This window comes from Streptomyces sp. NPDC042259 (assembly GCF_055582085.1).
Genome location: NZ_JBVJDW010000001.1, coordinates 857,609 through 872,928 on the forward strand (window position 1 = coordinate 857,609; position 15,320 = coordinate 872,928).

The 15,320-nt window shown below is 71.5% G+C and carries 17 protein-coding genes, 1 tRNA gene and 1 pseudogene; 13 read left to right on the forward strand and 6 right to left on the reverse strand.

The annotated features are described in order from the left end of the window. Positions 1 to 236: 236 nt before the first annotated feature. The 3 genes from ACZ6MA_RS03865 (at position 237) to ACZ6MA_RS03875 (ending at position 3,024) form a co-directional block, all read left to right on the forward strand. Positions 237 to 309 (forward strand) — tRNA-Arg (locus ACZ6MA_RS03865). Positions 310 to 837: 528 nt separating this feature from the next. Beyond that, positions 838 to 2,670 carry a TerD family protein gene (locus ACZ6MA_RS03870; RefSeq protein ID WP_469430789.1) on the forward strand — a complete coding sequence of 611 codons (1,833 nt, stop codon included), beginning with the start codon at positions 838 to 840 and terminating at the stop codon, positions 2,668 to 2,670. A gap of 144 nt (positions 2,671 to 2,814) precedes the next feature. Beyond that, positions 2,815 to 3,024 (forward strand): acyl-CoA carboxylase subunit epsilon, encoded by a 210-nt coding sequence (locus ACZ6MA_RS03875; RefSeq protein ID WP_469430790.1) that lies wholly within the window; start codon positions 2,815 to 2,817, stop codon positions 3,022 to 3,024. Between the two features lie 188 nt (positions 3,025 to 3,212). Here the strand turns inward: ACZ6MA_RS03875 and ACZ6MA_RS03880 are convergent, their stop codons facing one another. Continuing rightward, on the reverse strand, positions 3,213 to 3,455 hold the full coding sequence (locus tag ACZ6MA_RS03880) for a chaplin (RefSeq protein ID WP_469430791.1): 243 nt from the start codon (positions 3,453 to 3,455) through the stop codon (positions 3,213 to 3,215). Between the two features lie 295 nt (positions 3,456 to 3,750). On the opposite strand from ACZ6MA_RS03880, the gene ACZ6MA_RS03885 reads away from it, so the two are divergent. The 3 genes from ACZ6MA_RS03885 (at position 3,751) to crcB (ACZ6MA_RS03895) (ending at position 5,904) form a co-directional block, all read left to right on the forward strand. After that, entirely contained in the window at positions 3,751 to 4,998 is a 1,248-nt protein-coding gene (locus ACZ6MA_RS03885; protein WP_469430793.1) for a styrene monooxygenase/indole monooxygenase family protein, read from the forward strand. Between the two features lie 79 nt (positions 4,999 to 5,077). Further along, complete coding sequence (crcB, locus tag ACZ6MA_RS03890; protein WP_469430794.1) at positions 5,078 to 5,557, forward strand: fluoride efflux transporter CrcB; 480 nt, start codon at positions 5,078 to 5,080, stop codon at positions 5,555 to 5,557. Next, entirely contained in the window at positions 5,554 to 5,904 is a 351-nt protein-coding gene (gene crcB / locus ACZ6MA_RS03895; RefSeq protein ID WP_469430796.1) for a fluoride efflux transporter CrcB, read from the forward strand. The genes crcB (ACZ6MA_RS03890) and crcB (ACZ6MA_RS03895) overlap by 4 nt, the downstream gene beginning before the upstream one ends. Positions 5,905 to 5,912: 8 nt before the next feature. Here crcB (ACZ6MA_RS03895) and ACZ6MA_RS03900 read toward each other — a convergent pair whose 3' ends face one another. After that, a complete protein-coding gene (locus ACZ6MA_RS03900; protein ID WP_469430798.1) occupies positions 5,913 to 6,809 on the reverse strand; it encodes a LysR family transcriptional regulator in 897 nt (298 codons plus the stop codon). A gap of 86 nt (positions 6,810 to 6,895) precedes the next feature. On the opposite strand from ACZ6MA_RS03900, the gene ACZ6MA_RS03905 reads away from it, so the two are divergent. From ACZ6MA_RS03905 to ACZ6MA_RS03915, 3 genes are all read left to right on the forward strand, one after another. Next, complete coding sequence (locus ACZ6MA_RS03905) at positions 6,896 to 7,600, forward strand: succinate dehydrogenase cytochrome b subunit (protein WP_469430799.1); 705 nt, start codon at positions 6,896 to 6,898, stop codon at positions 7,598 to 7,600. A gap of 2 nt (positions 7,601 to 7,602) precedes the next feature. Continuing rightward, positions 7,603 to 9,549, forward strand: a complete 1,947-nt coding sequence (locus ACZ6MA_RS03910; protein ID WP_469430800.1) for a fumarate reductase/succinate dehydrogenase flavoprotein subunit — start codon at positions 7,603 to 7,605, stop codon at positions 9,547 to 9,549. Positions 9,550 to 9,628: 79 nt separating this feature from the next. Continuing rightward, the gene (locus ACZ6MA_RS03915; RefSeq protein WP_469430802.1) at positions 9,629 to 10,381 is read left to right on the forward strand and encodes a succinate dehydrogenase/fumarate reductase iron-sulfur subunit; all 753 of its coding nucleotides are present in this window, start codon (positions 9,629 to 9,631) and stop codon (positions 10,379 to 10,381) included. A gap of 54 nt (positions 10,382 to 10,435) precedes the next feature. Here ACZ6MA_RS03915 and ACZ6MA_RS03920 read toward each other — a convergent pair. Next, positions 10,436 to 10,564 (reverse strand): annotated as a pseudogene (locus ACZ6MA_RS03920) (DUF6255 family natural product biosynthesis protein); the annotation flags it as partial. 290 nt (positions 10,565 to 10,854) lie between these two features. Between ACZ6MA_RS03920 and ACZ6MA_RS03925 the strand changes: the two are divergent. The 3 genes from ACZ6MA_RS03925 (at position 10,855) to ACZ6MA_RS03935 (ending at position 12,659) form a co-directional block, all read left to right on the forward strand. Further along, the gene (locus tag ACZ6MA_RS03925) at positions 10,855 to 11,685 is read left to right on the forward strand and encodes a helix-turn-helix domain-containing protein (RefSeq protein WP_469430804.1); all 831 of its coding nucleotides are present in this window, start codon (positions 10,855 to 10,857) and stop codon (positions 11,683 to 11,685) included. Then, positions 11,682 to 11,924, forward strand: coding sequence for a DUF397 domain-containing protein (locus ACZ6MA_RS03930; protein WP_469430806.1), 243 nt, complete (start codon positions 11,682 to 11,684; stop codon positions 11,922 to 11,924). Before ACZ6MA_RS03925 ends, ACZ6MA_RS03930 begins: the two co-directional genes overlap by 4 nt. A gap of 69 nt (positions 11,925 to 11,993) precedes the next feature. Next, positions 11,994 to 12,659: a hypothetical protein gene (locus tag ACZ6MA_RS03935; RefSeq protein WP_469430807.1), complete on the forward strand. Its 666-nt coding sequence runs from the start codon at positions 11,994 to 11,996 to the stop codon at positions 12,657 to 12,659. A 20-nt stretch (positions 12,660 to 12,679) separates the two neighbouring features. Here ACZ6MA_RS03935 and ACZ6MA_RS03940 read toward each other — a convergent pair whose 3' ends face one another. The 3 genes from ACZ6MA_RS03940 to ACZ6MA_RS03950 form a co-directional block, all read right to left on the reverse strand. Next, positions 12,680 to 12,916: a hypothetical protein gene (locus ACZ6MA_RS03940; protein WP_469430808.1), complete on the reverse strand. Its 237-nt coding sequence runs from the start codon at positions 12,914 to 12,916 to the stop codon at positions 12,680 to 12,682. 264 nt (positions 12,917 to 13,180) lie between these two features. Beyond that, positions 13,181 to 13,474: a hypothetical protein gene (locus ACZ6MA_RS03945; protein ID WP_469430810.1), complete on the reverse strand. Its 294-nt coding sequence runs from the start codon at positions 13,472 to 13,474 to the stop codon at positions 13,181 to 13,183. A 107-nt stretch (positions 13,475 to 13,581) separates the two neighbouring features. Continuing rightward, on the reverse strand, positions 13,582 to 14,259 hold the full coding sequence (locus ACZ6MA_RS03950) for a lipoprotein (RefSeq protein ID WP_469430812.1): 678 nt from the start codon (positions 14,257 to 14,259) through the stop codon (positions 13,582 to 13,584). Positions 14,260 to 14,387: 128 nt separating this feature from the next. On the opposite strand from ACZ6MA_RS03950, the gene ACZ6MA_RS03955 reads away from it, so the two are divergent. Beyond that, entirely contained in the window at positions 14,388 to 15,320 is a 933-nt protein-coding gene (locus tag ACZ6MA_RS03955; RefSeq protein WP_469430813.1) for a phosphotransferase, read from the forward strand.

The following is a 15,320-nucleotide window of genomic DNA, read 5'->3' on the forward strand; positions in this document are numbered from 1 at the left end:
GTGGCGAATGAGGCCCAGGCATAACGAGTACACAACACCCGGCGCGTGAGGCGTCAAAAGCGATGCAAAATTCGCACCTGCCTGCGATTATCAGGACCGCTTCACCGAACCTCCACATCGTGTCACGGAGGTGAAGCAACCGGGACGAGGTACGCGGAGCCCTATCCTTGTCCCCGGCAAGGTCACGGCACCACCGAGCCCGGGGCTTCAGCCGTCCGCGACCGCCGCACACACCGGCCCCCGTAGCTCAGTGGATAGAGCAGGCGCCTTCTAAGCGCTTGGCCGCAGGTTCGAGTCCTGCCGGGGGCGCTCCGTTTCCACCGCACGCCCCTCCCCTCGGGAGGGGCGTTCTTGCTGACCGGGGCGGGGGCTAGCTCGGGGTGCGGGCACGGCCCCGCAGGCGCGGGGAGCACTTCGGAGGTTCAAGGTCGTCGTCCGACGTGGAGGGGCCATCCCCGCTGGCGCGGGGAGCACTCTTCTCCGGTCCAGTCTCACGCCCGTGTCATGGGGCCATCCCCGCAGGCGCGGGGAGCACGCTTGATGTCACCGTAGGTGAGGGCCACAGGGGGGGCCACCCCCGCAGGCGCGGGGAGCACCGTCTTCGGCCTCGCACTCTAGCCCCGGCGTCGGCCGCTTTCGCTCACTTCCCGAGGTTCCGGCAAAAGCGCTCTTTTCTGGGTGATCGCCGCAAGCGGCCAGCGAGGTGCAGGGCCAGCCGCAGCCCTTCCGGAGCTTCGGCAGATGCGCGGGCGGGCGCACAACGTGAGCGCACAACGTGAAACGGGCAAATGCCCATGCGGGTTGAAGCAGGGGTGACAGCGGATCATTCTTGTCGCCATGACTCTCGCCTCCACCTCCGTCAACGCGCCCGACTCGCGCGACTACGCCTTCGACTGGGCGTTGGTGGACGTGGAGACATCGGGGCTGGTGGCGCGGCAGCATCGGGTGCTGTCCGTCGCCGTGGTGACGGTGGGGCCGGACGGTGAGCAGACCGGGGAGTTCTCGACCCTGCTGAACCCCGGCTGCGACCCCGGGCCGGTGCACGTGCACGGGCTGACGGCGGACCGGCTGGCGGGTGCCCCGACGTTTGCGCAGGTGGCCGGGCGGATCGGGGCCATGCTGCAGGACCGCGTACTGGTCGCCCACAACGCGCAGTTCGACTACGACTTCCTCGCCCACGAGTTCGCCCGCGCGCGGATGTGGCTCCCCGTCTCCCAGCGGCTGTGCACCCTGGCCCTGAACCGCCGGGTGGACCCGGCGACCGACGATCTGAAGCTCGGCACGCTGGCCGCCCACTACGGCGTTCCCCAGCTCCGCGCGCACGACGCGCTGGACGACACGCGCGTGCTGGCCGGGGTGCTGCGCGCCTCCTTGCGGGAAGCGGCCCGGCTCGATCTGCCGCTGCCCCTGGTGACCTGCCCGCCCCGGCAGGACGCGCAGTTCACCCCCAAGCCGCCCAAGTCACCGTGCGCCTTCCGCAACCCCGGGCCGCTGCCCGCCGGGGGCTCGTTGGCCCAGGGCATGAAGGTCGCCATCACCGGGGAGACGGCCACGTCCCGCGCCGAGCTGGTCGCCCGGTCGGTCGCCGCCGGGTTGAACGTGATGTCCTCCGTCAGCCGGCACACCAGCGTCCTCGTCACCAACGACCAGGCGTCGGGATCCGCCAAGGCGCGGCGTGCCGTCGCCGAAGGGGTGCCCGTCGTCGACGAGCACACCTTCCTGCGCCTGCTGGGCGACGTACGGCCCGGAACGCCGCACGAGCGCCAGGCCGTGGCCGCTCCCCCGGCCGAGCCCGCCGAACCCGCCGAACCCGCCATGGCGCCGGCCGTTCCCCTTCCCGCCGCCCGGGAGCCGGAGGCCACGGCGGCGGATCCGGGCAAGCCGCTGGCGGGGCGGCGTGTGCTCGTGCTGGGCGGTACCCACCCGGCCGCGGCGGCGGCCCGCCTTCGGATCGTCGAGCTGGGCGGGGCCGCGGCGATCAACCTGTCCGCCGGCGTGACCGACGTGGTGCTGCTCGACGGCGGTGACACCGACCGCCGCATGCGCCGGATCACCGCGCTCGAGATCCCCGCCCACGAGTCCGGCTGGCTCGACGAGCCCACCTGCGAGCCCCTCGCGCGGGCCACCGCCCGGCGGCGGGCCCCGCGGGTCCTGCCGAGGGGAGGCGTCATCGATTTGCCGGGCCGTTCGACGGCATCCGCGTGGGCCGTCACCGCCTCCTGGGCCCAGGGGACGACGTCCGAGATCGACCTGGTCGTCCTCGTCGACGAGGACGACCAGGTCTCCCGCGACGAGAACTTCGTCTTCTTCGGCGCGCCGGAGAGCCCCTGCGGGGGCGTGCGGCTCCTCACCGACGGGCCGACGGAGCAGACCATCACCACCGACCTCGCCGCGCTGCCCCCGGCCGTCCGCAAGGTGGTGGTCGCGGCCGCCATCGACGGCGCCCCGACGTTCGGCGACGTGGGCGCGATCCAGGTCACCACCGGCCCCGGCGGCAGCGGCGCGCCCCTCGCCCAGACTGCCCTGGACGCGGCCACCACCGAGCGGACGATGCTCCTCGCGGAGATCTACCGCCGGGGCCCGGTCTGGCGCTTCCGGGCCGTCGGGCAGGGCTACGACCACGGGCTCGCCGCGCTCGCCCGCAGCTACGGCGTCGACGTCGAGGACTGACCGCGGTCACGAGGCGCCGCCCTCCTCATTCCGACGGGCGGTCCTACCGCGGTTCGAGCGGTCCTCCAGGGGCAGCCGCGCATGATGGGCCCCAGGTGCCGGGCCGCCCCGCGGGGCCCGGCGAGCGAGGGAGTGGGGGCAGTGATGAGCAACGATTACCTCGTCCGTGTCGAGCGGGGCCGGGCCAGCGAGGAGGAGGTCGCCGCCCTCACGGCCGTGTTGCTGGCCCGCGCCGCCATAGCCGGGGACGGTGGCCGGGGCGACGGGGGCGGCGGCCACCACGCCCCCTCGGCGCGCTGGCGGCGGCTCGAACGGACGCAGCGCTTCCGCGCCCCGCACAGCTGGCAGCGCTGACGGCGGCTCAGCCGCCTGCCCGGGCGGCGGTGGTGGCGGCGGGCGCGCCGGCCGGGGGCGCACATGCGTGTGGCGCCCGCCGACGAGGTCGGGGGCGCCACACGAAGCGTTCCGGGGCCGGGGCGAAGGGATCGAAGAGAGCGAGCCCCGCCCGGAGCCGCCGGGATCGCTCCCGGCCCGCTTCCGAATCAGGCGTTGACGCAGGTGTTGCCCGACGTCGGGTTCAGCAGGGCGATGATGTCGACGGTGTTGCCGCAGAGGTTGATCGGCACGTGGATGGGCACCTGGATGACGTTGCCCGAGATGATGCCCGGGGACCCGGCGGCGACACCCTTGGCGCCCGAGTCGGCGACGGCGCTGCCGCCGCTGAAGCCAGCGAGAGCGGCGCCCATGGTGGCGGTCAGGACTGCTGCCTTGGCGATACGTGACATGGGGAGACACCTTTGCTTGGTCGTACGGGGAGGAGCTCCCGGCCGGTGACGGTCGGGAGTCGGTAAAACGCCCAAACCTCGCAAAGGTTTCGTACAACGCGCGGACGGGTGACCGAGCCGGGGGCACGCCGCGTGTCGTGACGGCGGCGGACCGGGGCGCGCGCCATCTGTACAGCGCGCGCCGGGCCCCGCTACAACGGGATGCGGGCGAGGCCCCACGGGTCACGGGCGGGGCATCTGACCGGCGGTGCGACCGGAGAAAGCACCGGCAACAGGACCGGCAACGGAGGCAGCGATGCGCAAGATCGCGATCGTCGGAGCGGGGCAGGCGGGACTGCAACTGGCCCTGGGGCTGCGGGCCGAAGGGGCCTACGAGGTGACGGTGGTCTCCGACCGGACGCCGGAGCGGATCCGGGCCGGGCGGGTCATGTCCACGCAGTTGATGTTCGGGCCCGCGCTCGCCCTGGAGCGGGCGGCGGGTCTGAATCTGTGGGACGGCGCGGCCCCGGCCCTGGTGGGCCTGTCGATGGCGTCGATCGACCCGCCGGGCGCCCGGGTCCGCGCCCTGGCCGCGGCCCTCGACGAGCCGGCCCGGTCCGTCGACCAGCGGGTCAAGACGGCACGCTGGCTGGAGTTGTTCGAGGAGCGCGGGGGCCGGGTGGAGTACCGGGCGGTCACCCCGGCGGACCTCGCGGACCTGGCCTCGGCCCATGATCTGACGGTCGTCGCCTCGGGGCGCGGCGCGCTGGCCGAGGTCTTCCCGCGCGACGACCGTCACAGCCCGTTCGACCGCCCCCAGCGCGTCCTGGCCTGCGTCTATCTGCACGGCGTGGGGCACGGACCGGACCTGCCCGGCCCGCACGGGCGGCTGTATTCCGCCGGGGAGGCGGGCGAGTTCTTCGTGCTGCCCGCGCTGGTCGCCGAGGGCCCGTGTCACATCCTCTTCTGGGAGGGGCTTCCCGGCGGGCCGCTGGACTGCTGGCAGGACCGCCCGGATCCGGAGTCGGCGCTGAAACGGTCGCTGGAGCTGCTCCGGCGGTACGCGCCCTGGGAGTACGAGCTGTGTGCGGACGCGGAGCCGACGGACGCGGGCGCGGCGCTCTTCGGTGCCGTCACCCCGACGGTCCGCCGGCCGGTGGCCGAGGTCGCCCCGGGCCGGCTCGTGCTCGGCATGGCCGACGCGGTGGTCCTCAACGACCCGATCACCGGGCAGGGCTCGAACAGCGCGGCCCGCTGCGCGGCGGGCTACCTCCGGTCGGTCGTGGAGCGGGGCGAGGGGGTCTTCGACCGGGCGTGGATGAGCGGCACGTTCGCGGCGTTCTGGGAGCACGCGCGGCACGTCACCGCCTTCACCAATCTGATGCTGGGCCCCCGGCCCGAGCACGTGCGCCGGGTACTGGACGCGGCGGCCGACCACCCGGAGATCGCCCACCGTTATGTGAACGGCTACGCGGACCCGGCCGGGTTGCAGGACTGGCTGACGGACGCCGACCGCGCCGATGCCTATCTGGCGGCCGTCGGGGCCACCGTGGTGCGGCGGTAGCCTGGGCCGCCTGTACCAAGACGGCGGCGCCTGTACCAAGACGGCGGCGCAGAGGGCGGCGAAGGAGGCGGCGGCGGACGTGGACCGGCCCGGACCAGCGGAAACGATCGAGCCGATCGACCCCGACGTCGAAGAGGAAGACCTGCGCGGCACGCTCCGCGAGCACTGGCCGGTGCTCTGCGCGGTGTCGGCGGGTGGTGGGCTGGGAGCCGCCGCGCGCTACGGCGCGGGCCTGTTGTGGCCGACCGCGGGCGACGCCTTCCCGTGGACGACGTTCCTGGTCAACATCGTCGGCTGCGCGCTGATCGGTGTCGTCCTGAGCGTGGTGACCCACCTCGCCGCGCCCCACCCGTTGCTGCGGCCGTTCCTCGCCACGGGGATCCTGGGCGGCTTCACCACGTTCTCCACGTACGCGGTGGACGTGCGGCACCTGCTGGCGGACGACCGCGCGGCGACCGCTCTGGCGTATCTGGCCGCCACGCCCCTCGCCGCGCTGGCGGCGGTCTGGGCGACGGCCACGGCGACGCGGCGGCTGCTCGGCCGGGAGGCGGCGTCATGACGTGGCTGCTGGTCGTCGCGGGTGCCATGGTGGGCGCCCCGCTGCGCTACCTCACCGACCGTGCCGTGCAGTCCCGCCACGCCTCCGCCTTCCCCTGGGGCACGTTCACGGTCAACGTCACCGGCTGCCTGTTCCTCGGCGTCCTCACCGGCGCGACGGCCGATGTCCATCTGGCCCTGGGCACGGGTCTGTGCGGTGCGCTCACGACGTACTCGACGTTCTCCTACGAGACGCTGCGCCTGGCGGAGGAGGGCAAGCGCGCGTACGCGGCGGCGAACGTCGCCGCAAGCGTGGTCTGCGGCCTGGGCGCGGCCTTCGCGGGGGCGGCGCTGGTGGGTGCGGGCTGAGCCCCTCGTCACGCCTCCGGATTCGTCCCCAGGTGCTCCAGCAGCACCCGCCGTAGCTCGCGTGCGGCCCGGGGCGGTGGGGCGTCCTTGCGGTGGGCGATGGCGATCGTGCGGCGCATGCGCGGGTCGTCGAAGGGGGTGACGCGCAGTCCGGAGCGGGCCGCGACCATGCCGGGGACCACGGCGAGGCCGAGGCCCGCGCGGACGAAGCCGAGGACCGCGTCCATCTCGCCGCCCTCGACCGTGAACGACGGCTCGAAGCCGGCCGCGCGGCACGCCGCGGTGGTGATCTCCCGCAGGTCGTAACCGCGGCGGAACATCACCATCGGCAGCCCCCGCAGATCCGCCACCCGCAGCGCCCGGCGCCGGGTGGGGGCGGGTGCGGTGGGGTCGGAGACGGCGACCAGGTCCTCGTGGAGGAGTTCGGTGGTCGCCAGCGCCGGGGCGCCGACGGCCAGCGGGGTGATGATCAGGGCCAGATCGAGGCCGCCGGTGGCGAGGGTACGGACGAGGTCCTGCGAGCCGCCCTCGTCGATGTGGAGTTCGATGCCCGGATAGCGGGCGTGGTAGGTGCGCAGCACGTCCGGCACCAGGCTCGCGCACAGGCTCGGCGGCGCGCCGAGACGTACCCGGCCCCGGCGCAGCTGGGCGACCTCCTGGACCTCGCGGTGCGCGGTCTCCGTGTCGGCGAGGATCCGCCGGGCGAGCGGCAGCAGGGCCTCCCCCGCGTCGGTGAGCGTGATGTTGCCCCGGGCCCGGTGGAAGAGTTCGGCGCCCATTTCCCGTTCGAGGGAGCGGATCTGCTGGGAGAGCGACGGCTGGGCGATGTGCAGCACCTCCGCGGCCCGGGTGAAGTGCCGGACTTCGGCGACGGTGGCGAAGTAGCGGAGCTGCTGGAGTTGCACCCCTCCAGCATAGATAGGCGTTTCCTATGGAAACCAGCTCCATCATGTCTTGGACGGATGGAGCGCGGCTGCCTAGCGTCACACCCATGGCACTGGCGACCCGGGCGGAACGACCCCCGTCCCTCATCGGCACCGTGTGGCACTCGACCGTCGGCAAGAAGGCGGTCATGGCCGTCACCGGTTTGATCATGCTGGCGTATCTGGTGGCCCACATGATGGGCAACCTCAAGGTGTTCTTCGGGGCCGGGGAGTTCAACCACTACGGGCACTGGATCCGCACCGTCGGCGAACCCTTCCTGCACCGGGAGTGGTTCCTGTGGGCGGCGCGGGTGGCGCTCAGCGCCTCCGTCGTCCTGCACGGTGTGGCCGCGGTCCAGCTCAGCCGCCGCGACCGCGCCGCCCGCCCCGCGAAATACCGGCACACGCGGCAGCGCGCGAGCTACGCGACCCGCACGATGCGCTGGGGCGGGGTGATCCTCGCCCTGTTCATCGTCTGGCACATCCTCGACCTCACCACCCTCACCGTGAACCCGAACGCCCAGCAGGGCCGCCCGTACGAGAATCTCGTCGCGTCCTTCGACCGCCCGGCCGTCACGGCGTTCTACATCGTCGCCATGCTCGCCCTCGGTCTGCACATCCGGCACGGCTTCTGGAGCGCCGCCCAGACCCTCGGTGCCAACTCCCCGCGCCGCGACCGGGCGCTGAAATTCCTGGCCAATGCCCTGGCGGCCCTGCTGACCTGCGGCTTCCTCGCCCCGCCCGTCGGCGTCCTGACTGGAGTCGTGAGCTGACCATGACCGAGTACACCCGCTACAGCACCGGCGCCCCCGTCATCGACACCAAGGCCCCCGAGGGCCCGATAGCCGAGCGCTGGGACCGCCGCCGCTTCGAGGCAAAACTCGTCAACCCCGCCAACCGCCGCAAACACACCGTGATCGTCGTCGGCACGGGTCTCGCGGGCGGCGCGGCGGGCGCCACCCTGGCCGAACAGGGCTACCACGTCGTGCAGTTCTGCTACCAGGACTCACCGCGGCGCGCCCACTCCATCGCCGCCCAGGGCGGCATCAACGCCGCCAAGAACTACCGCAACGACGGCGACTCCGTGCACCGTCTCTTCTACGACACCGTCAAGGGCGGCGACTTCCGCGCCCGCGAGTCCAATGTGCACCGCCTCGCGCAGGTCTCCGTCGAGATCATCGACCAGTGCGTGGCCCAGGGCGTGCCCTTCGCCCGCGAGTACGGCGGGCTGCTGGACACCCGCTCCTTCGGCGGCGTCCAGGTCTCCCGCACCTTCTACGCCCGCGGCCAGACCGGGCAGCAGCTCCTCCTCGGCGCCTACCAGGCGCTCACCCGGCAGATCGCGGCGGGCGGCGTCGAGATGCACCCGCGCACCGAGATGCTCGACCTGATCGTCATCGACGGCCGGGCGCGCGGCATCGTGGCCCGCGATCTGGTCACGGGCGAGGTCTCCAGCCACTTCGCGGACGCCGTGGTGCTGGCCTCCGGCGGCTACGGCAACGTCTTCTACCTCTCCACCAACGCCAAGAACTCCAACGCCACGGCCGTCTGGCGCGCGCACCGACGCGGGGCGTACTTCGCGAACCCCTGCTTCACGCAGATCCACCCCACCTGCATCCCCCGCTCCGGCGACCACCAGTCCAAGCTGACGCTGATGAGCGAGTCGTTGCGCAACGACGGCCGCATCTGGGTGCCCAAGGCGGCGGGCGACACCCGCCCGCCGGGAGAAATCCCCGAGGACGAGCGCGACTACTACCTGGAGCGGATCTACCCCGCCTTCGGCAATCTCGTCCCCCGCGACATCGCCTCCCGCGCCGCGAAGAACGTCTGCGACGAGGGCCGTGGCGTCGGGCCCGGCGGGCAAGGGGTCTACCTCGACTTCGCCGACGCGATCGCCCGGATGGGCCGGGCGGAGGTGGAGGAGAAGTACGGCAACCTCTTCGAGATGTACGAGCGGATCACCGCCGAGAACCCGTACGAGGTGCCGATGCGCATCTACCCGGCGATCCACTACACGATGGGCGGCCTGTGGGTCGACTACGACCTCCAGACCACCGTGCCCGGCCTCTTCGCGATCGGCGAGGCCAACTTCTCCGACCACGGCGCCAACCGGCTCGGCGCCTCGGCCCTCATGCAGGGCCTGGCCGACGGCTACTTCGTCCTCCCCGCCACCATCAACGACTACCTCGCCCGCCACCCGCACGAGCCGGTCGACGCCGCGCACCCGGCGGTCACCGAAGCCGTCACCGACGTCACCACCCGGCTGCGGCGCCTGCTGGCCAACGACGGCGACCGCACCCCCGACTCCTTCCACCGCGAGCTGGGCGAGCTTCTGTGGGACGAGTGCGGCATGGCCCGCACCGACAGCGGCCTGCGCAAGGCCCTGGACCGCATCCCCGCGCTGCGGGAGGAGTTCTGGCGCCGGATCAAGGTCCCGGGCACGGGCGAGCAGCTCAACCAGTCGCTGGAGAAGGCGAACCGCATCGTCGACTACCTGGAACTCGCCGAGCTGATGTGCCTGGACGCCCTGCACCGCACGGAGTCCTGCGGCGGTCACTTCCGCGAGGAGAGCGCGACACCGGACGGCGAAGCCGCGCGCAAGGACGAGGAGTTCGCCTATGCGGCCGCGTGGGAGTTCACGGGCCCGGGCACCGCACCCGTACTCCACCGGGAGCCGCTGGCCTTCGAGTACGTCCACCCCACCCGGCGGAGCTACGCGTGACGGCGCCCACCCGGGGGACGCCCCCCGGCACCCCGGCCGAGAACCGGCACCCCGGAACCCCTTGTGCGAGGCATACGACATGAAACTCACCCTGCGCATCTGGCGCCAGAGCGGACCCGATTCGGCGGGCGCCATGACCACCTACGAGGTCACCGGCATCTCCCCCGACATGTCCTTCCTGGAGATGCTCGACCACCTCAACGAGGAACTGATCCTCTCCGGTGACGAGCCCGTCGCCTTCGACCACGACTGCCGCGAAGGCATCTGCGGCGCCTGCGGCATGGTCATCAACGGCCAGGCCCACGGCCCCGAACGGACCACCACCTGCCAGCTCCACATGCGGCACTTCTCCGACGGCGACACCGTCGACGTCGAACCGTGGCGCGCGTCAGCCTTCCCCGTGGTCAAGGACCTGGTCGTGGACCGTTCGGCCTTCGACCGCGTCATCGGCGCCGGCGGCTACGTCTCCGTCCCCACCGGCGCCGCGCCCGACGCCCACGCCACGCCCGTCCCGAAGCCCGTGGCGGACCTCGCCTTCGAGCACGCCGAGTGCATCGGCTGCGGCGCGTGCGTCGCGGCCTGCCCGAACGGCTCGGCGATGCTCTTCACGGCGGCGAAGGTGGTGCACCTGAACGTGCTGCCTCAGGGCGCCCCGGAGCGGGAGTCGCGCGTGCTGGACATGGTCGGCGCCATGGACGACCAGAGCTTCGGCGGCTGCACGAACACCGGCGAATGCGCGACGGCCTGCCCGAAGGGGATCCCGCTGACGTCGATCGCGACGATGAACCGGGAGTATCTGCGGGCGACGCTCAAGGGCGGGGCGCGCCGGTAACTCCGTCGGCGGCCGGAGCACGACCATGCCGGTGCCGTGCCCGGTGGGCGCGTCCCTGACGGCCGGCGGCACGTCCCGCCACAGCGCCCCGTACTTCGTGAATCGCCGCACCCCGCAGCGGCCGCACTCCTGGGCTGCCGCCCGTTCGGGAAATACGTGCGCGCAATAGCGTGCCGCCGCCATCAGTGCACCGCCCGGTGGTGGCGGCCCATGGCCGCGATCCACCCACGCGCGGCGACGCGGTCACCCGCGCGCGACACGAGCGCGTACGCCGCCCTGATCAGACGGCACTCGGGACAGGGCGCGGGGCGCGGCCGCGAGCTGCGGGGCATGGCTGTTTCGGGCATGGGGGTACCTGTGCCTCACGTGTGGGGATGATGACCGTGTGTGCCTCTAGCGTCGCGTTCCGCGAGTACGCTCCGGAAGAGATTCATTTCCCAACCCCAACCTTGGGAAAATGAGGGGGTACGCGCATGGCGCGACGACCACGCGAACTGACACCGGACCGCTCGGCCCGCCACCTGTTCGGCTCCGAGGTCCGCAGACACCGCGAACTCGCGGGCATGAGCCTGGAGAGACTGGCGGAGGTCGTCCGGTACAGCCGCAGTCATCTGTCCCGCGTCGAGGTGGCGGAGCACGTACCGCCACCGGATCTGGCGGCGCGGCTGGATGCGGCGTTCGGGACGGACGGACACTTCGAGCGCCTGTATTCACTGGCTCGGCACGAGGTCCATCCGGACCAGTACCGACGCCGGATGATGCTGGAAACGCAGGCCCGGGTCATCCGGGAGTACTCCGGGTGTTTCGTACCGGGCCTCGTGCAGACGGAGGACTACGCTCGTGCGATCTTCCGCTCGGGCGGACGCAAGCTGGCCGTGAGTCGGATCGACGAGCTGGTCGCGGCTCGAATAGGCCGTCAGGCGTTGCTATGCAACGACTCGCCGCCGGATCTCTCGATCATCATCGACGAATCCGTGTTGCGACGTCCTATCGGCGGACCCGCCGCTTGGCGCGGGCAGTTGGCCGAGTTGGCCGCCCGGGTGGACACCCCGACGTGCGTCGTGCAGGTTCTGCCATTCGAACAAGGGGAACATGGACTGTTGGGCGGCTCGCTGTCCCTCCTCACCATGGACGACGGCACCACGGTTGCCTACGAGGAGAGCATCACGACAGGCAAGTTGCTGGAAGATCCGGAGATCGTCAGTAGCTTCCAGCGGACATACGATCTGATCACTGCTTACGCCCTGTCACCAAGCGACACGGCGGCCCTTATCTACACCACCATGGAGGAGCTGCCCTCATGAGTGCCTCTGCGGACCCCTCCGGACTGGAGTGGTTCAAGTCCAGCTACAGCAACAACAACGGTGGCAACTGCCTGGAATGGGCCCCCACTCACATACCCACCGGCATCGTCCCCATACGCGACAGCAAGGACCCGCACGGCCCCGCCCTCCTCTTCCCGACAGGGGCTTGGCAAGCCTTTGTCACGGCGGTCGATGAGGGCTGGATACAGCCCTCATACCCCAGCCTCCCGGGAGGGTAGGCGTACGACGCCCGCGTTAGTGTGGTCCGTCCACAACGTGGGGGAATCGTGCGAACGACAAAGACCGCTGTGACAGCGGCAATGGCATGCGTCGTGGTGGGGGCCACCGTGACCGGCTGCGCGGGCGGCAGCTCGACGGAGGAAGTCTCCGCCGCGCGGATGCTCGATGACGCGAACGACGCGATGCGCAGGCTCCGGTCGGTGACCATCGACGGGGACACCACCTCGACCAACGGGTATTCCAGTCATATGACGACCGATCTCAAGAGCCGGTGTGCGGTCAAGTCGACCTGGGCCAAAGGTGGCACCCTCGAACAGATCCGGATCGACGACGTGGACTACGTCCGCCCGGATCGCGCCTATGTCGGCAAATGGTCGGCCCGGGGCACAGCCGGTATGAAGGGGCGGATCCCCTGGCTCAAGGCCGCTGCCAGTGATGCCGAGCCGGGGGACGGGCTCGCCGAGTGCACCCGGGAGTTCACGTCCTTCGGTAAGGCGACGAAGGGTGAACCGACCGAAGTCAACGGCATCGCGGCGATTCCGCTGAGGGTGACCGTCGAGACGGAGAAGGGAGCTTCCTATACCTACTACGTCGCCACCGTTGGCACCCCGTACATCCTCAAGGTCGTCTACAAGGGGCCCGACTACCGGACCACCACCTCGTTCAGTGCCTTCAACAAGCCACTGGACATCCGCGCCCCGGCCGAGGCCGAGGTGCTGGAGGAACAGGGCTGATCACGCTCGGCACGAGCGAGTCACCGCAACGTGCCCGGGATCGGGGGTCGCTGGATGTCGGGGGGACGGGGCAGATCGGGTGGTTCGGGGGCGCGGTCGACGTCATAGGCGCTGGGAGAGGCGTCCGCGTCGGGGGTTCGCACCGTCTGGTCGACCTCGAACGCTCCTATGACGGCGAGGGCCACCACCACGACGATGGCGGCCAGCATGACGGTGACTCCGATTCCCCACGCCGCACCCGGGGACTTCCGCACCACACCCGCTCCTCAGCTCGCGTCCATCCGACGGGGCCTTCCGTCCGAGGCCAGGCCAACACCCCGCGGCAGGGCCGGCACGCGGCAGGAATCACCCCTGGGCCACGGATACTGCTGGTGTGCGCGCATGTATAGAGGTGCCTGGCCGGTTGTTCCTGCGCCCGTGGTCGTCGCGGGACCGCGACAGCCTGTTGGCGGCCTTCGCCGAGCCGGAGATGGCCCGCCAGCCTGAAAGCCCGCCGGAACGTGCGGGACTACGAGTGGTGTCTATTCCTCGTAGTCGTGGCCGATCAGGCCGGCGAGCAGAGCCTCCACCACATCCTCCTCAAACGGGCGCGACGCCTCCCTGACCACCGCGCCCGCCCACGGACCGACGCTGCTCGGCTTGATGGTGACGACGTTGATGTCGTCCGCGCTGGTGTTGCCCGAGGAGAGGACGGACACGGGCACGCGCTTGGCGTTGACCAGGTCCAATACGTCGGCGGCGTGAGCCGGTGCGGTCGCCGCCAGCAGAATGCCGGTTGCGGCGGCCACACCGAGACTGCGCGAGATCATCTTCATGGCCTGTGTAACGACCGGATTATCCGTTCGTCACCCGCCGATGCCCGCCCGGCGACTGAGGACACCACCCGCAGGGGCCCGCCACCGCAGGCGGCCCGTGCGATGCCTCAGCCGGCCAGGCGCAGCGTCTTCTTGGCCAGTTCGTACGCCGGGAGCATGTCCTTGTACTCGTTGCCGTCGAACGCGGTGAGGTGCAGGACCACCGTGCCCTTCGGGGTCGTCAGGGCGAGGGCCCGCTGCGGGGACGGTTCGTCCAGCAGGGGGCTCGTCTCCTTGTAGGAGACTTCCGCGGCGGGCAGGCCGCCGGCCTTCGTCTCGGTGTATTCCGGCTCGATGACGCGCTTCTCCTCGGCCATGAACGCGTCCAGGACCTCGCGCGGCGACTTCTCGGTCCGTCCCGCGGTCCATACCCGCATGTTGCCGAGCAGGCCGGCCGGCTTCGCGTCGACCACGCAGGCGGCCGTGACCGACGTACGGTCGTTCAGCTTGGCGAGCATCTTCGCCTCCTCGGCCGAGGACGCCGACGGCTTCCACCCCTTCGCCACCTCGAACGACACCGGCAGCGCGCAGGCCGTCCCGGCGTTCCCGATCCGGGCGTCGTCCTTCTTCCCGACGGCCTTCCCGGTGTCCTTCTTCCCGGTGTCCCCGGTCTCCCCGGTTCCCTTCGTCGCGCCGGCCGAGGCCTTCGCGTCGCCGCCCTTGTCGTCAGCGGACGAGCAGCCGGTCAGCAGACCGACCGCCAACGCGGCGGACACCGCGCCCGCACCCCACACCAGTTTGCGCATTAAACATTTCCTCGCCGATCGGATGAATCGCATCAATCTAGCCGCAGTGGCACACCGCGCCCAAACCGCTTTCCGGGGCCGGGACAACCCCGTCGACACCGCGCCGCTCCCCCGGGGAGGATCGGCCCATGGTGAACCCGAACTCTCTCAGCAAGCGCGCCGAAGAGGCCGTGGGCCTCGCGACCAGGGCCGGGCGGCGGCTGGGGCTGCGGGCGGACGAACCGCGCGTGCTGCACGACGTCTTCAACGTACTGGTCCATCTCGCCCCGGACCCGGTCGTCGTGCGGGTGCCCACCCTGGCGCTCGCGTCCCTGGAGGAGCAGGCGGTCAAGCAGCGGCGTGAGCTGGCCGTGGCGGGGTGGCTGGCCGACAGCGGTGCCCCGGTTGTGCGGCCGAGTCCGCTCGTGCCGCGCGAACCGGTCGAGTTCGAGGGCAGGTCGCTGACCTTCTGGGAGTTCGTCAGCGAGAGCGACGCTCCCGAGGACCAGGCCCTGGAGGACCGCTTCGTCGAGCAGACCGGCTGGGCCGCCCGCTTGCACGGCCTGCTGGCCGGATATCCGGGCGAGCCGCTGCCGCTGCTGTCACCCCTGGTGCCGCCCCTGAAGCCCGCGCTCGCCGAGCTGGCGAAGCGGCCGCAGTCGCTGACGACGGCGGAGCTGGACCGGGCCGAGCGGGAGTACGCGGTGCTCGAAGCGCTCGTGGCCGATTTTCCCGGGTACTTCCCCGCCGCCCGTGTGCAGACGCTGCACGGAGACTCGCCGTGCTACAACGTCCTGCGGACGGCCGACGGCTATGTCTTCAACGACTTCGAGGACGTCACCCGGGGGCCCGTGGAGTGGGACCTGACGCTCGCCGGTCCGCGCGGGGTCGAAGCGTACGAGAGGGCGGGCGGCACCCGGGTGGACCGGGGTTTGCTCGACGTCATGGAGGGCGCGCGGCTGCTCCAGGTGGTGAGCGCCCTGTCGCTCGTGCCGCGCATGCCGGAGCTGGGGGCGATGCTCGAACCCGTCGTCGGCCTGTGGCGGGCCCGGTCCCCGCTGACCCTCCCCGGGCGCGGCTGA

Bases quoted from the DNA above. Each gene is read 5' to 3' on its own strand.
- ACZ6MA_RS03870 (WP_469430789.1), top strand. From the start codon at position 838: ATGACTCTCGCCTCCACCTCCGTCAACGCGCCCGACTCGCGCGACTAC.
- ACZ6MA_RS03875 (WP_469430790.1), top strand. From the start codon at position 2,815: ATGAGCAACGATTACCTCGTCCGTGTCGAGCGGGGCCGGGCCAGCGAG.
- ACZ6MA_RS03880 (WP_469430791.1), bottom strand. From the start codon at position 3,455: ATGTCACGTATCGCCAAGGCAGCAGTCCTGACCGCCACCATGGGCGCC.
- ACZ6MA_RS03885 (WP_469430793.1), top strand. From the start codon at position 3,751: ATGCGCAAGATCGCGATCGTCGGAGCGGGGCAGGCGGGACTGCAACTG.
- crcB (WP_469430796.1), top strand. From the start codon at position 5,554: ATGACGTGGCTGCTGGTCGTCGCGGGTGCCATGGTGGGCGCCCCGCTG.
- ACZ6MA_RS03905 (WP_469430799.1), top strand. From the start codon at position 6,896: ATGGCACTGGCGACCCGGGCGGAACGACCCCCGTCCCTCATCGGCACC.
- ACZ6MA_RS03910 (WP_469430800.1), top strand. From the start codon at position 7,603: ATGACCGAGTACACCCGCTACAGCACCGGCGCCCCCGTCATCGACACC.
- ACZ6MA_RS03915 (WP_469430802.1), top strand. From the start codon at position 9,629: ATGAAACTCACCCTGCGCATCTGGCGCCAGAGCGGACCCGATTCGGCG.
- ACZ6MA_RS03925 (WP_469430804.1), top strand. From the start codon at position 10,855: ATGGCGCGACGACCACGCGAACTGACACCGGACCGCTCGGCCCGCCAC.
- ACZ6MA_RS03930 (WP_469430806.1), top strand. From the start codon at position 11,682: ATGAGTGCCTCTGCGGACCCCTCCGGACTGGAGTGGTTCAAGTCCAGC.
- ACZ6MA_RS03945 (WP_469430810.1), bottom strand. From the start codon at position 13,474: ATGAAGATGATCTCGCGCAGTCTCGGTGTGGCCGCCGCAACCGGCATT.
- ACZ6MA_RS03950 (WP_469430812.1), bottom strand. From the start codon at position 14,259: ATGCGCAAACTGGTGTGGGGTGCGGGCGCGGTGTCCGCCGCGTTGGCG.
- ACZ6MA_RS03955 (WP_469430813.1), top strand. From the start codon at position 14,388: ATGGTGAACCCGAACTCTCTCAGCAAGCGCGCCGAAGAGGCCGTGGGC.